The organism is Bradyrhizobium semiaridum (genome assembly GCF_020329505.1).
Taxonomy (GTDB): domain Bacteria; phylum Pseudomonadota; class Alphaproteobacteria; order Rhizobiales; family Xanthobacteraceae; genus Bradyrhizobium; species Bradyrhizobium semiaridum.
Genome location: NZ_JAGKJJ010000007.1, coordinates 189190 through 201475, shown reverse-complemented (window position 1 = coordinate 201475; position 12286 = coordinate 189190). Strand labels below are relative to the sequence as shown.

Here is a 12286-nt window from a genome sequence, read left to right as displayed (position 1 = left end):
CTCCGTGCTGCGGCGTGGTCAGGCGGCAGCCTTCGACAACAGTTTTTCGACGTAGGGCTTGAGCTCCGGGCTGAAATGCTCATGCGCAATCAGGCGGGCGAAATGGGCAAACGTCAGCGGATAGTCCCGCTGCACGCCTGGATGCAGGATCTTCTCCAGTCCGCGCTCGCGCAGCTGCTCGGCTCGCGCATGCTCGTTCATGAACAGCGCCAGCTCGGCAGCGAAGCAGATATCGGCGATCGTGATGGTTTCACCCACCAGCGCCTCGTGCCGTGGAGACAGCGCCTGCTCGATCCCCGAAGCGTAGATCGCGAACGCATCCCTGGCCCGCTGGTGGATCGCCGCATCGATCGTGCCGCCCGAGAGCGCAAGCAGATAGATCTGCGAGTCCCGCGCGAACACCAGGCTGACGTCGAGGAAGCTGTCGATCCGGGAGGCCTCATATGCATCACGGCCGTAGCGCGCATGCTTCGCCGCACCGAGCCGTGCGACCGCCCGCATGATGCTGTTCGATTCGAAAATCCCGACCTTGCCGTCGGGCCCGAACGCCGCGGGCACGTTGCCGAACGGCTGTGCCGCCATGAACGCGTCGGTCTTGAACAGCTGCGCGCCGGTCAGCCCGACCCGCCCGGTCCGCGCCAGCGAAGCCAACGATGCGCGCTCCGGCTCGGTCAGCGGCCGCGCATCATAGTCCCACAGCCATTCCCGCAGTTCCTTGCCGGATGCGCCCCTGACCTCGACCTCGACGCCACAGAACCGCGCGGCGATGGTCGCCTTCCAGACGCGTGGATTCGGCAGATACGAGAAGATGCGCAGATCGGCCATCGTGGATCGTTCCGGATGCGGCGGTTCAGGCGGCAAGCTTGAGGATCTTGACGACGTCGGCGGGGTCGCGGATCGGCTGCGGGTTGGCCCGCGTGAAGATCGACAGCATCGCGTTCTTGCCGATCAGCTCGAAACGGTCCTCGGCGACGCCGACATCGGCGAGCCGCCGCGGCAGGCCGAGCTCAGCGATGAAGGCAGCGAAGGCTTCGCCGGCGTCACGTCCCGGTGCGCCGAGCGCGGCGGCGATCGACCTCTGGGCGGCTTCCGTCGCAGGACGGTTGTACGTCAGCACGCTCGGCATCATCACCGCCGTGCAGAAGTAGTGCGGCACGTCGCAGGTGCCGCCGAGAACATGGCCGATGGCGTGGCTGGCGCCCATCGGCACCCGCGACTGCAGCCCGAAGGCCGATAGCCACGAGCCGAGCTGGCAGCTCAGCCGCGCCGCCTCGTCACCGGGATCGGCCTTGCTGCGCAGCAGGCCGTCATGCAGATAGCGCAGTCCCTGCTGGCAGACCGCGTCGACCAGCACGTTGGGGCGGCTGGAGCAGATCGCCTCGATGCCATGATCCATCGCCCGCGTCCCGGAACCCAGCCAGAGCTTTTCCGGCGTGTACTTCGTCATCGCGGGATCGAGGATGATGGCGCGCGGCATCATCATCGGGTGGTTGAAGATTTGCTTCAGCTTGCGGCTGGTGTCGGTGACCAGCGCGCCGGAATTATACTCGCCCCCCGACAGCGTGCTGGGGATCGCGACCATCCGCACCTTCGGATTGCGGAACGGCCCGAAGCGGCGGTCCGGCGTGGTCTCGAAGCCGTCGAGCCCGGCCGGCTCGAAGATCTCGTGCTCCATGCACATCAGCACGATCTTGGCGGCATCGACCACCGAGCCGCCGCCGATCGCAACCACGAGATCGGCCTTGGCGTCGCTAGCCTGCCGCGCGACCTGCGTCACCACGTCCCTCGTGGTGTGCTGCGGCACGCCGTCGAAGGTCGCGGCATGGCGATCGCCGAGCGCCTTGCGGATCTTCTCGATTTCATCGGTCGTTGTGTTCAGCGTCCGGCTGACGATCAGATAGACGCGTTGCGCGCCGAGCCGCTCGGCCTCCTCGCGCAACGCCTCGGCCGCCGGCCTGCCGTAGGTCACGGATTCCATGGTGGGATACTGATGACTGCCGACGACGTGCATGCTCGATCTCCCTCGATGTCCGTGATTGACGCGGCCGGGCCGGTCTACAGCTTGGAAAAGTCCGGCGGGCGCCGCTCGGCGAACGCGGCGAAAGCCTCGCGCGCCTCCGGTGTCGTCAGCCGTTCCTTGAACAGCACGCTTTCCTCGGCGATCTGCGCCGCGATCCGCTGATGCTCGCGCATCAACCTCTTGGTCAGGCTGAGCGAGCCGGCCGGACGCTTGGTCAGGGCCACCGCCGCATCGTGCGCCTTTTTGCGCAGATCGGCCTGCGGCACCACGGCATTGGCGAGGCCGCTTGCCAACGCGCCCGCCGCGTCCATCGGCTCGCCGAGCGCAAACATCGCATAGGCGCGCGCATGGCCGATCCGAAGTGGCAGCAGCCAGCTTGACGCGGCCTCCGGCACCAGCGCGAGGTTGACGAACGGCGTGATCAGCCGCGCGTTCTCGGCGAGATAGACCAGGTCGCAATGCAGCAGCATCGTGGTGCCGACGCCGACCGCATTGCCCTGCACCGCGGCGACGATCGGCTTGCCGACCTTGCTGATGGTCTCGATGAAGCGATGCGCGGGGCTGTCGACGGTGCCCTCGCCGCGCGCCTGGCTGGCGAAATCGGCCAGATCGTTGCCCGCCGTGAAGCTGTCGCCGTCGCCCTGGAACAGGATGACGCGGACGGACGCATCCGCCTCGGCCTGCTTGAGCGCGTCGGACATTGCATTGTACATCGCGCCGGTCAGCGCGTTCTTCTTGTCCGGCCGCTGCATCGTCAGCGTCAGCACGCCGTCGGCGATCTCGGTCTTGACGTGTTCGGTCATGGCACTCTCCCTCAAGCGACCGCGCGGGCCGGCTTGGTTTCGACGACGCCGTCGAGGAAGCCGGTCAGGCGCTGGCGTATGATCTGCTCGGCCTCGCTCATGATGCGGTCGATCAGCTCCTTGACCGTGGGAACATCGTGGATCAGGCCGACCACCATGCCGCAGCTCCAGGCGCCGGCATCCATCTCGCCGTCGATCATCACCTTCGGGTAGACGCCGGCGACCTGTTCGTGGATATCTTCGATCTTCAATTTGGCGCCCTTCTCGCGCTCGATCTCGAGCAGCTCCTCGACGCCCTTGTTCTTCAGCACGCGCTCGGTGTTGCGCAGCGCGCGCATCACGAGACGGGTGTCGAGCTCATTGGCTTCCACCAGCGCCTTCTTCACATTGGGATGAACCGGCGCCTCCTTGGTGGCGATGAAGCGAGTGCCCATGTTCATGCCCGCCGCGCCCATCGACAGCGCGGCCACGAGGCTGCGCGCGTCCGCCATGCCGCCGGAGGCGACGAACGGGATCGTCAGCTCGTCATCCGCGCGCGGCAGCAGGATCATATTGGGGACGTCGTCCTCGCCGGGATGCCCACCGCATTCGAAACCGTCAACGCTGACCGCGTCGCAGCCGATCTTCTCGGCCTTCAGCGAATGCCGCACCGAAGTGCATTTGTGGATCACCTTGATGCCCGCCGCCTTCAGCGCCGGCATGTACTGCTCGGGACTACGGCCCGCGGTCTCCACGGCCTTCACGCCGCCTTCGCGGATCGCCGCGATGTATTCCGGATACGGCGGCGCCGTAAAGCTCGGCAGGAAGGTGAGGTTCACGCCGAACGGCTTGTCGGTCATGTCGCGGCAGCGCGCGATCTCCTTTGCCAGCAGCTCCGGCGTCTTCTGGGTGAGCCCGGTGATGATGCCGAGGCCGCCGGCGTTGGACACCGCCGCCGCCATCTCGGCGAAGCCGACATAGTGCATGCCGCCCTGGATGATCGGATGCTGAATCCCAAACAGTTCAGTGATTGCAGTCTTCACGTGTCTCTCCCAAATGGCCGATCAGTGGACGATTTCAAACAGGCCTGCGGCGCCCATGCCGCCACCGATGCACATGGTCACCACGCCGTACTTCGCCTTGCGCCGACGGCCCTCGATCAGGAGGTGGCCGGTGAGCCGCGCGCCGGTCATGCCATAGGGATGGCCGATCGCGATCGAGCCGCCGTTGACGTTGAGCTTGTCGGGATCGATGCCGAGCTTGTCGCGGCAATAGATCACCTGCACGGCATAAGCTTCATTGAGCTCCCACAGATCGATGTCGTCAATCTTCAGATTGTGCCGCTTCAGCAGGCGCGGGATTGCGGCGACCGGCCCGACGCCCATCTCGTCCGGCTCGACGCCGGCCGCGACGAAGCCGCGGAAGATGCCGAGCGGCTTGAGGCCCTTCTGCGCGGCGATCCGGTCACTCATGATGACGCAGGCCGAAGCGCCGTCGGAGAGCTGGCTGGCATTGCCCGCGCTGATGGTCTTGCCCTCGAACACGGGCTTGATCTTTGCCAGGCCTTCGGCCGTGGTGTCGGGACGCGGTCCCTCGTCGTTCGACAACGTCACCTGCTGGAAGGAAACTTCCTTGGTGTCCTTGTTGAGCACGGCCATCCTGGTCGTGAACGGCACGATCTCGTCGTTGAACCGGCCGCCCTGCAGCGCGGCGCCGACGCGGCGCTGGCATTCGAGGCTGTATTCGTCCTGCTTCTCGCGCCCGATCCCGTAACGCGCTGCGACGACCTCCGCCGTCTCCAGCATCGACATGTACATGTCGGGCTTCATCGCCATCAGTTCCTCGTCGACGGCGTGGAACTTGTTCATGTGCTCGTTCTGAACGAGGCTGATCGACTCGATGCCGCCGCCGATCGCGATCTCGACGCCGTCAAGCATTACCGAACGCGCCGCGACCGCGATCGCCTGCAAACCGGAGGCGCATTGCCGGTCGATCGTGGTGCCGGCGACCGTCACCGGCAGTCCGGCGCGGATCGCGCCCTTGCGCGCCACGTTCATCACCATGGTGCCCTGCTGCATCGCGCAGCCCATCACGACGTCCTCGACCTCGCCGGGCGCGATGCCGGCGCGCTTCACCGCTTCGGCCATGACATGGCCGGCCAGCGTCGGCCCGTCGGTGTTGTTCAGCGCGCCGCGATAGGCCTTGCCGACGCCGGTGCGCGCCGTGGAGACGATGACTGCTTCAGGTGATGACATGCTTGCCTCTCTGTCTCAGGCGGCCGCGTCGAGCTGCGCATAGCGCAGCACGTGGTAGGCGGGATCGCCTAACTGGATGTTGATGGAGGAAATCCGCTTGAAGTAATGGCCGACATTGAGCTCGTCGGTCATGCCCATGCCACCGTGCAGCTGCACCGCCTGGTCGGCGACGAACTTGCCGGAATAGCCGATCTTCGACTTGGCGCCGGATGCGAGCCGCGAGACGCCAGCATCGCTGGCGCCGAGGCTGAGGGACAGATGCTGCATCAAGGACAGTGCTTCCTGATGCGCGATGAACATGTCGACCATCCGGTGCTGCAGCACCTGGAAACTGCCGATCGTGGTGCCGAATTGCTTGCGCGTCTTGGAGTATTCCAGCGTCGCCGCGTTCAGCTCGCCGATCGCGCCGACAATTTCGGCGCAGAGCGCGCCGATCGCGCGGTCGCGGCAGGCTTCGAGCGCGGCGACACCCTCGCCCTCCTTGCCCAAAAGCTGCCCGCGAACGCCGCGCAGGCTGATCTCGGCGGCCCTGCGGCCGTCGATGGTCTTGAAGCTCTGCAGATCGAGATTGGCGACGCGGCGATCGACCACGAACAGGCTGACGCCGCCGCGATCGTGGCGATGGCCCGAGGTCCGCGCCGAGACGATCAGATGATCCGCCCAAGGGGCGGCCAGCACGGCCGTCTTTTCGCCGGTGAGGAGGTAACCGGCATCGTCGCCATCCCGGCGCGCAGTAGTGGTGACGGTGGCGAGATCGAAGCGCGAGCCTTTCTCGGCCCACGCCAGCGCCCAGAGTTTTGTGCCTGCAACGATGTCGGGAATGAGGGCCTGCTTCTGCTCCTCGGATCCCGCCTGCTCGATCAGACCGCCGGCAACCACGACGGTCTCGACAAAGGGCTCGACCACGAGATGACGGCCGAACTCCTGCATGATGATCATGGTCGACAGCGGCCCGCCGCCGAGTCCGCCGACGTCCTCGGCAAACGGCGCGGCAAGCAGGCCGAGCTCGGCGAACGCGGCCCAATGCTTGCGGCTGAAACCTTCCTCGCTCGCGACGATCCTGCGGCGGGCATCGAGATCATACTGGTCGCGCAGCAGCCGCTGCACGCTGGATCGCAACAATTCCTGCTCTTCCGTGAACTGGATATCCATCCGATCCTCGTTGCCTATAGTTCTTGTTTGAGCATGATCTCTTCGGAAAACCGCGTCACGCTTTTCCGGATCATGCCCTAGAGACCAAGCACCGCTTTGGCGATGATGTTGCGCTGGATCTCGTTTGATCCGCCGTAGATCGAGAGCTTTCGCGAATTGAGGTACTTCTCCGACGCCGTGTGGCCGTAGTCCGGTCCCGGCATGAAATGATTGGCGCTGACCGGATGCTCGCGGAGCGCAAGCCCGTAATTGCCGATCGCGCGGTGGGTCAGCTCGGTGATATTCTGGAATACTTCGGTGCCGCGGATCTTGAACAGCGAAGCCGCCGGCCCCGGATCGATGCCACGGGCCATCTGGGCGACGACGCGCAACTCGGTCGCCTCCAGCGCCAGCACATCGAGTTCGACGCGGGCGATGTCCCGGATGAATTCGAGATGCGCCGGATCGTCCTCCGGGATCTCGGCCTTCACGATCTTCTTCAGCCGCTCGATATAGCGCGTGGAACGGCCGATGCCGGCCATGCTGGTGCGCTCATTGCCCAGCAGGAATTTGGCGTAGGTCCAGCCCTTGTTTTCCTCACCGATCAGGTTCTCAACGGGTACGCGGACGTTCTCCAGGAAGACGTCGTTGACCTCATGCGAGCCGTCGATGGTGATGATCGGGCGCACGGTGACGCCCGGCGACTTCATGTCGATCAAGAGGAACGAGATGCCGGATTGCGGCTTGGCCGCGGGATCGGTGCGGACCAGGCAGAAGATCCAGTCGGCATGCTGCGCCAGCGTGGTCCAGGTCTTGTGGCCGTTGACGATGTAGTGATCGCCGTCGCGCACCGCCTTGGTGCGCACGGTGGCGAGGTCGGAGCCGGAGCCCGGCTCCGAATAGCCCTGGCACCACCAGTCCTCGCCGGAGAGAATCCGCGGCAGGAATTTCTGCTTCTGTGCGTCGTTGCCGAAGGTGTAGATGACCGGGCCGACCATGGTGACGCTGAAGGCCAGCGGCGGCAGCGTGCCGGCACGCGTCGTCTCCTGCTCGAAGATGAAGCGGCGGGTGATCGACCAGCCGGGGCCGCCATATTCCTTGGGCCAAAGCGGCGCGATCCAGCCCTTCTTGTGCAGGATGCGATGCCAGAGCAGCATATGCTCCTTGGAAAGATCGGTTTCCGGATTGGCGACGCGCATCTCCGCCGGGTAATTGTCCTGGATGAAGGCGCGGACCTCGTCGCGGAACGCCGCATCTTCGGGAGATAGCGCGAGTTCCATTGGCCGTGCTCCCTACCACTTCTCGCCGAAGGGACGGATCTCCAGCTCGAAGGTCCAGGCGCTCTTCGGCTGCTGGTAGAGCTGCCAGTAGGCGCCGGCCACCGAGGCCGGCGGCATCAGCAGATCCGGATCGTCGAGCGCGTTCGGGCCGAGCGCCTCGATGCGGCGCTGCCGCACCCATTCGGTGTCGACCCCGGCGTCGATGATCAGATGCGCGACGTGGATGTTCTTCGGTCCGAGTTCGCGCGCCATCGCCTGCGCCACCGCCCGCAGACCGAACTTGGCGCTTGCAAACGCCGCATAGCCGCTGCCGCCGCGCAGCGACGCGGTCGCGCCGGTGAAGAAGATGTTGCCGCCGCCGCGCGGCAGCATCAGCCGCGCCGCCTCGCGCCCGGCCAGGAAGCCCGAGTAACAGGCCATCTCCCAGACCTTGCGGAACACCCGCTCGGTGGTCTCCAGGATCGGGAAATTGACGTTGGCGCCGATGTTGAAGATGCAGACCTCGAGCGGCGCATGCTTGTCGGCATCATTGAGGAAGGAGATGATCTCCTCCTCCTTGCGCGCATCGAGCGAGCGGGCGTGGATTTCACCACCGGCGGCCTCGACCTCCTTGACCAGCGGCGCCAGCTTGTCGCCGTTGCGGCGGCCGGCGAAGATCGTAAAGCCTTCCGAGGCGAACTTCTTGGCGATCTCGCCGCCGATGAAGTCGCCAGCACCGATCACGGCAACCGTCCTGTTTCTGTTCTGCATGGTGGCCTCCGGCCGTTGTCTCAAGTGAACTGTTCTGCGGGCGCCGCGTCAGGCTCGTTCATCAGACCTGCCTGCGCAGCGACTCCGCCAGCTTGTGCTTCAGCAGCTTGCCCGTCGATGTCGCGGGCAGCGCGTCCATCAGGATAATCTCCGACGGTCGCTTATACGAGGTCAGTTGCGGCGCGACATGAGCCATCAGGTCCTCTGCCGTGGCCGTCGCGCCCTTGATCAGCTGCACGAAGGCCACGACCTCCTCATTGCCATCGACCTGCCGCCCGACCACGGCGCATTGCACCACGGCGTCGTGCGTGCTCAGCACCGCCTCGATCTCGGCCGGATAGACGTTGAAGCCGGAGCGGATGATCATCTCCTTGGTCCGTCCGACGATGTACATCGCACCGTTCTCGAAGCGGGCCAGATCGCCGGTGTTGAACCAGCCGTCGGGATCGATCGCCTTGGCGGTCAGATCGGGCGCGCGGTAATAGCCGCGCATCACGTTGGGGCCGCGGACATGAAGCTCACCAACCTCACCGTCTGCGACACCCTTGCCGTCCTGACTGACCAGCTTTGCCTCCAGGCCCGGCATGATGGTGCCGACGGCGTGGTCGGCGCGCGGATTGTCGGGCCGGACGCCGGAGATTCCCGGCGAGCATTCGGTGATGCCGTAGCCGTTGAGCAGCGGCAGTCCAAGCTCCTGCTCGACGCGAGACTTGAGATCGAGATCGAGCGGCGCGCCGGCAACTGAGATCACGCGCAGCCTACCGCGGTCGAGCTTCGGCAGGCCCGCATTGCGGCGATACTCGAGCAAACGCTGATAGGTGGCCGGCACGCCGTTGAGAATGGTGATCCCTTCGTCCGCCATCGCCTTCACCAGCGCAGCGGGATCGTATTTTGCGACCAGGCGCACGGTGGCGCCGACCATCAAGGTCATGATGAGCAGCGAGATGCCGACGATATGCGAGATCGGCAGCACGCAATACTGCACGTCGTCCGCCGTCATCTTGCGGAAGGCGGCGGTGCCGCGCGCACTGAACAGCAGATTGCGGTGAGTCAGCATGACGCCTTTCGGCGTACCCGTGGTGCCGGAGGTGTAAATGAGAACCGCCACCTGCGTTGCACCATCCGCCTCAACCGGCTCGGCCGCCGTCGCGATGTTCAAACCTGTGACCGCGATGCCCTGCAACGGTCCGACATCCTGCACCGTCGCCTCATAGCGGGCAGCATGGGCGGCCGCTTCCTGCGAGACATCCGCCGTCAGGAAGACGCGGCGGGTGCCGCTGTGATCTCTGATCTGATCAATCTCGCGCGGCGACAGCCGCGGATTGACCACGATCGCCCAGGCATCGAGCCGGCTTGCGGCGAACAGCAGGCAGGACAGCGGAACGGAATTTTCGCTGACGATCATCATGCGGTCGCCGGGCCGAATGCCGAGCGCACGCAGTGCTTCCGCGACCCGTCTCACGACCTGATCGAGCTCGCGATAGGTGAGCCACATCTTGTCGTCGACCAGCGCCATATGATCCGGCGTCGCCTCAACGTGCCGATCCATCACCTCGTGGATACGGTTCGGCAGACCTTCCACGCTGCCTTCTTCCACTTGCGTCATCGCCAGCACCGAAACCTCCCTCGAACTGCCCTTCGGGCTTGATTGTTGTCTTGAAGCACCCCTGCTCAGGCGGTCTTGCGCCGCCCTGCGGCCAGCTGCGCGACGATCTCTTCCTCGACCTCGCGGACGCGGTCCTTGCCGAAGAAGATCTCGTCACCGACAAAGAAAGTCGGCGAGCCGAACGAGCCGCGCGCCACGGCAGTGCTGGTGTTCTCGATCAGCCTCCTCTTGACCTCGTCCCGCTGCGCCCGGACGATGATGCGGTCGATATCGAGGCCAGAGGACAGGAACGCCTCGCGAAACACGTGCGGGTCGTCCATCTTCTTGGGCTCGACCCACATGTGGTGATAGGCGGCGCGGAAATACGGCTCGAACAGGCCCTCGAACTCGGCGGCAACGACGCCGCGCATCAGCATCAGTGTGTTGACCGGGAAGAACGGGTTCTTCGTGAATTTCGTGATGTTGTGGCGGCGCAGGAAGCGCTCGGTCTCGAGCGCGTTGTATTCCGGCTTGTTCTTGATCCCGCGCAGCGACTCGCCCGGCGACATGTTGCCGGTCGCCTTGTAGACGCCGCCGAGCAGCACCGGGACGTAGGCGAATTTCGCGCCGGTGCGCTTTTCGATCTCCGGCAGGACCAATTCGGCGAGATAGGCGTTGGGGCTGCCAAAATCGAAGTGGAACTCGACCTTGAGCGGAGCAGCCATGGAAACGCCCTTCCCTTTGGATTTGCGGTGGCACTTGCCACCGGTTGACCGTGGGCGGAGACCTTAAGTTCTATTTTAGAACTGTCAATATGATATTTATCATACAATCGCCTGTATGAAGCCATCCTGTTGAAATGACGTCAGTTCTGTTTTAGAATTTTATGTATACTGTCGTCGCAGATCGCTGGAGACGCCGATGAAATGGGATGCCCTCGAAGAGGAGCCGTGCTCGCTGGCCCGCACCGTGGCGGTGATCGGCGACCGCTGGAGCCTGTTGATCCTGCGCGAATGCTTCCTGCGCATCCGCCGCTTCGACGACTTCCAGGCCTCGCTCGGAATCACCCGCCATCTGCTCGCCGACCGGCTGAAGAAGTTGGTGCGCTTCGGCGTGCTGCGCAAGATTCCCTATCAGGAGGCGCCGAAGCGCTACGAATACATCCTGACGCAGAAGGGCCTCGACCTCTATCCGATCATCATGTCGATCGTGCACTGGGGCAACATCCACATGGTCGATTCCCGGGGCCGGCCGATGCTGCACCAGCACAAGGCCTGCCAGAAGATGTTCGACCCCGTCATGGTCTGCTCGGAATGCGGCGAACCGCTGAGCGCGAAGGCTGTCCACGTCCATCCCGGACCCGGCGCGCGGAAATCCTCACCGGTGCATGCGAGAGCGCAGGAGCGCGCCAGGCGCGGCGTCGCGCTGGACTAGATCGGATGGTCCCGGCGAACCGCGCTCACCGGGCATCATCGACGAACGCGACCACGGTGCCCTTTGCGACGCTCTTCGCGACGCGCTCGGCGTCCCAGTTGGTGAGACGCACGCAGCCATGCGACTCGGCCTTGGAGACCTTACCCGGTGACGCCGTGCCATGGATGCCGTAGCCCTCGGCCGACAGAGTGATCCAGACATTGCCGACCGGATTGTTGGGGCCGGGCTTGATGGTGAAGGGCCTGCGTGACCGGACCTCCTTGAACCGATAGTCCGGGTTGTAGCGATAGGTCGGATTGCGGTGGATCTCGGTGACCTTCAAATTGCCGGTGGGCGACGGCTTCTCCTTGCTGCCGACCGTCGCGGGATAGAAGCCGACCAGCGCATTCGACTTGTCGAACAGCTTGACGACCTGGCGGTTCTTGTCGACCTCGACGTGGTCCGCCTTTGCCGGCGGCACTCCGCTGCCGGTGTCGACCACGACGATGGTTGCACCGGCGCGGTCGAAGCGTTGCCCGGGGTTGAGATCCGCCAGCAACTGCTCGCTCATGTGAAATCTCTCCGCGAGCATCTCGCGCGCGCTGGTGAAGCCGAGCTTTGGGAGGTTCTTCATCTGCTCCATCCTGGAGGGCAGCTTGCGCAGGAACGGGCCGGCGAGATCCTGTTCGGTGATGGTGTAGCTGGCCGTCACCGGGCGATTGTCCGCGCGCAGCGCTGTCCAGACCTCATCGGTGATCGCATCGGCGCTCGGCAGCTGCCGGGCTTCGGCGTAGGCCCGTAGGGCCTTCCTGGCGTTCTCGCCGAACCTGCCGTCGATCTCGCCGGGCGAGAAGTGCGCCCGGTCGAGCAGGACCTGCAATCGCACGCCCGCCGGCGTCGGCTTTTCGTTGGAGAGGGTCTTGCTGGACGGCTCGGCCGCTTCGATCGCAGCGGCGTTCATCTCGGCGCCGAACGCCGCGCCGGTCACCAGGATGAGGGCCAGCATCAGACCGGCCTTGCACGCTTGGCCGAGCGACATTGGTCCGCCTTTCAGCTTGCCGGCGCTCTCC

12 protein-coding genes are annotated in these 12286 nt (G+C 64.9%); 1 reads left to right on the top strand and 11 read right to left on the bottom strand.

Annotation, left to right across the window (positions count from 1 at the left end):
- Nucleotides 1-18: 18 nt before the first annotated feature.
- From J6500_RS11610 to J6500_RS11565, 10 genes are all read right to left on the bottom strand, one after another.
- Nucleotides 19-825, bottom strand: a complete 807-nt coding sequence (locus tag J6500_RS11610; RefSeq protein ID WP_225712827.1) for a glutathione S-transferase family protein — start codon at nt 823-825, stop codon at nt 19-21.
- 25 nt (nt 826-850) lie between these two features.
- Nucleotides 851-2011 (bottom strand): iron-containing alcohol dehydrogenase, encoded by a 1161-nt coding sequence (locus tag J6500_RS11605; RefSeq protein ID WP_225712826.1) that lies wholly within the window; start codon nt 2009-2011, stop codon nt 851-853.
- A 44-nt stretch (nt 2012-2055) separates the two neighbouring features.
- Nucleotides 2056-2823: an enoyl-CoA hydratase-related protein gene (locus J6500_RS11600; protein WP_225712825.1), complete on the bottom strand. Its 768-nt coding sequence runs from the start codon at nt 2821-2823 to the stop codon at nt 2056-2058.
- Nucleotides 2824-2834: 11 nt separating this feature from the next.
- On the bottom strand, nt 2835-3845 hold the full coding sequence (locus J6500_RS11595; protein ID WP_225712824.1) for an NAD(P)H-dependent flavin oxidoreductase: 1011 nt from the start codon (nt 3843-3845) through the stop codon (nt 2835-2837).
- Between the two features lie 21 nt (nt 3846-3866).
- The gene (locus J6500_RS11590) at nt 3867-5057 is read right to left on the bottom strand and encodes an acetyl-CoA C-acyltransferase (protein ID WP_225712823.1); all 1191 of its coding nucleotides are present in this window, start codon (nt 5055-5057) and stop codon (nt 3867-3869) included.
- Nucleotides 5058-5072: 15 nt separating this feature from the next.
- The gene (locus J6500_RS11585; RefSeq protein ID WP_225712822.1) at nt 5073-6209 is read right to left on the bottom strand and encodes an acyl-CoA dehydrogenase family protein; all 1137 of its coding nucleotides are present in this window, start codon (nt 6207-6209) and stop codon (nt 5073-5075) included.
- Between the two features lie 77 nt (nt 6210-6286).
- Nucleotides 6287-7468, bottom strand: a complete 1182-nt coding sequence (locus tag J6500_RS11580) for an acyl-CoA dehydrogenase family protein (protein ID WP_225712821.1) — start codon at nt 7466-7468, stop codon at nt 6287-6289.
- A 12-nt stretch (nt 7469-7480) separates the two neighbouring features.
- A complete protein-coding gene (locus tag J6500_RS11575; protein ID WP_225712820.1) occupies nt 7481-8218 on the bottom strand; it encodes an SDR family oxidoreductase in 738 nt (245 codons plus the stop codon).
- A gap of 61 nt (nt 8219-8279) precedes the next feature.
- On the bottom strand, nt 8280-9824 hold the full coding sequence (locus J6500_RS11570) for a class I adenylate-forming enzyme family protein (protein ID WP_225712819.1): 1545 nt from the start codon (nt 9822-9824) through the stop codon (nt 8280-8282).
- 65 nt (nt 9825-9889) lie between these two features.
- Nucleotides 9890-10528, bottom strand: coding sequence for a 2-hydroxychromene-2-carboxylate isomerase (locus J6500_RS11565; protein ID WP_225712818.1), 639 nt, complete (start codon nt 10526-10528; stop codon nt 9890-9892).
- A 196-nt stretch (nt 10529-10724) separates the two neighbouring features.
- On the opposite strand from J6500_RS11565, the gene J6500_RS11560 reads away from it, so the two are divergent.
- The gene (locus tag J6500_RS11560) at nt 10725-11237 is read left to right on the top strand and encodes a winged helix-turn-helix transcriptional regulator (RefSeq protein ID WP_225712817.1); all 513 of its coding nucleotides are present in this window, start codon (nt 10725-10727) and stop codon (nt 11235-11237) included.
- A 25-nt stretch (nt 11238-11262) separates the two neighbouring features.
- Here the strand turns inward: J6500_RS11560 and J6500_RS11555 are convergent, their stop codons facing one another.
- Nucleotides 11263-12255 carry a L,D-transpeptidase family protein gene (locus tag J6500_RS11555; RefSeq protein ID WP_376707790.1) on the bottom strand — a complete coding sequence of 331 codons (993 nt, stop codon included), beginning with the start codon at nt 12253-12255 and terminating at the stop codon, nt 11263-11265.
- Nucleotides 12256-12286: the final 31 nt, after the last annotated feature.

What these genes read in the sequence shown, in the direction of transcription:
- J6500_RS11570 (WP_225712819.1), bottom strand. Translation starts at nt 9,824, where the DNA reads ATGACGCAAGTGGAAGAAGGCAGCGTGGAAGGTCTGCCGAACCGTATC.
- J6500_RS11560 (WP_225712817.1), top strand. Translation starts at nt 10,725, where the DNA reads ATGAAATGGGATGCCCTCGAAGAGGAGCCGTGCTCGCTGGCCCGCACC.
- J6500_RS11590 (WP_225712823.1), bottom strand. Translation starts at nt 5,057, where the DNA reads ATGTCATCACCTGAAGCAGTCATCGTCTCCACGGCGCGCACCGGCGTC.
- J6500_RS11555 (WP_376707790.1), bottom strand. Translation starts at nt 12,255, where the DNA reads ATGTCGCTCGGCCAAGCGTGCAAGGCCGGTCTGATGCTGGCCCTCATC.
- J6500_RS11605 (WP_225712826.1), bottom strand. Translation starts at nt 2,011, where the DNA reads ATGCACGTCGTCGGCAGTCATCAGTATCCCACCATGGAATCCGTGACC.
- J6500_RS11585 (WP_225712822.1), bottom strand. Translation starts at nt 6,209, where the DNA reads ATGGATATCCAGTTCACGGAAGAGCAGGAATTGTTGCGATCCAGCGTG.
- J6500_RS11565 (WP_225712818.1), bottom strand. Translation starts at nt 10,528, where the DNA reads ATGGCTGCTCCGCTCAAGGTCGAGTTCCACTTCGATTTTGGCAGCCCC.
- J6500_RS11610 (WP_225712827.1), bottom strand. Translation starts at nt 825, where the DNA reads ATGGCCGATCTGCGCATCTTCTCGTATCTGCCGAATCCACGCGTCTGG.
- J6500_RS11580 (WP_225712821.1), bottom strand. Translation starts at nt 7,468, where the DNA reads ATGGAACTCGCGCTATCTCCCGAAGATGCGGCGTTCCGCGACGAGGTC.
- J6500_RS11600 (WP_225712825.1), bottom strand. Translation starts at nt 2,823, where the DNA reads ATGACCGAACACGTCAAGACCGAGATCGCCGACGGCGTGCTGACGCTG.
- J6500_RS11575 (WP_225712820.1), bottom strand. Translation starts at nt 8,218, where the DNA reads ATGCAGAACAGAAACAGGACGGTTGCCGTGATCGGTGCTGGCGACTTC.